The sequence below is a fragment of the Kineococcus gurbantunggutensis genome, from assembly GCF_050871925.1.
GTDB lineage: Bacteria > Actinomycetota > Actinomycetes > Actinomycetales > Kineococcaceae > Kineococcus.
The window spans coordinates 1-1,327 of the sequence record NZ_JBJLSG010000331.1; the positions used below are offsets into that span (position 1 = coordinate 1).

Here is a 1,327-nt window from a genome sequence, read left to right on the forward strand (position 1 = left end):
CTGCACCCGTTCCCACAAGGCATCCGGGACCAGCTCCACGACTCGCTCGGGCAGGGCCTCGTCGGTCATGCCCTCAGGCTGCGACGGCGGCAGTGGCCCCGCAACTCATAGTGAAACGAGTTATTAGTACTGCAACGGCACTTGCGATGGATGATGGTGTCGTGGTGGTGGACACGGCCCTGAGCGAGCTCGACCGGCTGCACCAGCGGATCGCACCCCGCTTCGCCCGCGCCGAGCCGCGGGCACGGGTGCGCACCTACGTGGCCGGCTTGGCGGCAGGTCTGGAGCGCAAGAACGGCTGGACGCTGGCCGATTCCCCCGCGCGCGGGAGGTGCCCCCAGCCGGTGAGGTGTCCCCGGACGGGATGCAGCGGCTGCTGCGCAAAGCCGACTGGGACGTCGAGGGGGTCCGTGACGACGTCCGCGACTACGTCGTGGAGCACCTCGGTGCTGACGACGGTGTACTGATCGTGGATGAGACCGGCTTCCTGAAGAAGGGCACCCGCTCGGCGGGGGTACAGCGGCAGTACTCCGGCACCGCGGGGCGCATCGAGAACAGCTAGATCGGCACCTTCTTGGCCTACGCCTCCTCGCGCGGGCACGCGCTGATCGACCGGGAGCTGTACGTGCCGAGGTCGTGGACCGAGGACCGCCAGCGCTGCCGCGCGGCCGGCATCGGCGACGACGTGGACTTCGCCACCAAGACCGTGCAGGCACGGACGATGATCGCCCGCGCCCTGGACGCCGGCGTGCCGTTCGCGTGGGTGACCGCCGATGAGGTGTACGGGCAGGACACCGAGCTGCGCCTGTGGCTGGAAGCCCAGGACGTCGCGCACGTGTTGTCCTGCAGGAGTACTCAGATGATCATCACCGCTGAGGCGACCTGGCGACGAGCCGAGGGACTCGTCGCTGCCCTGCCGGAGCGGGCGTGGCGCAGCTGCAGCACCGGTGCTGGCGCGCACGGCGAGCGGATCAGTCAGTGGGCGCGGATCCCGGTCCGCGTCGCCTGGCGAGCAGGACGGGGGCACTGGCTGCTGGCCCGCCGATCGATCAGCAGCGGGGAGCTGGCGTACTACCTCTGCTACGGCCCGCGCGGCACGAGCTTGGCGGACCTGGCCCGGGTCGCCGGCTCGCGCTGGAGGGTCGAGGAGTGCTTCCAGCAGGCCAAGAACGAAGCCGGGCTGGACCAGTACCAGGTGCGCGACTACCGGGCGTGGTACGCGCACATTCCCCCGCAGGCGGGAGGTGCCCCCACGCTCTCGATGCTGACCCTGGCGTGGTTGTCGGCCACCCGTTCCCAGCTGGCTGGAACCGCCGAAAAGGGGGGG

Annotated in this window: 1 pseudogene; it reads left to right on the forward strand. The window is 70.2% G+C overall.

The features are described from left to right. Positions 1-161: 161 nt before the first annotated feature. A pseudogene (locus ACRYR7_RS25515) lies at positions 162-1,327 on the forward strand (IS701 family transposase); the annotation flags it as partial.